Below are 280 nucleotides of genomic sequence, written 5' to 3'. Positions count from 1 at the left end.
GGGTGGCTGCGTTTCTCGTCTTGCTGTTTGGTTTCAGCTTTTAAGTTTGCATCTAACGAGAAGCGTTGCAGTAAATCGGTAACATTGTTCGCCACTTTGGCTAGTTGACCAGCTACCAAGGCAGACGTTTCTGACTTGTTGTGGCTTTCTTCGATGATTTCCTGCAGATCACTTTGAGTCTGCTTAAGAATACCTAATTGCTGGTTTTGGTTCTCAACTTGTTCATCAATGTTTTGCTGAGCCTCGGCCACCAACTGAATCTTCTCTGTCACCTCAATAA

General features: G+C 44.3%; 1 protein-coding gene. It reads right to left on the bottom strand.

The window, feature by feature from the left end:
- Window positions 1-280 (bottom strand): hypothetical protein (locus tag Q4528_RS13590; protein ID WP_303522075.1); only part of this gene is annotated, 280 nt, incomplete at both ends.

Source organism: Staphylococcus pasteuri, from assembly GCF_030547725.1.
Lineage (GTDB): Bacteria > Bacillota > Bacilli > Staphylococcales > Staphylococcaceae > Staphylococcus > Staphylococcus pasteuri.
This window is presented reverse-complemented; position numbering and strand designations above follow the sequence as displayed.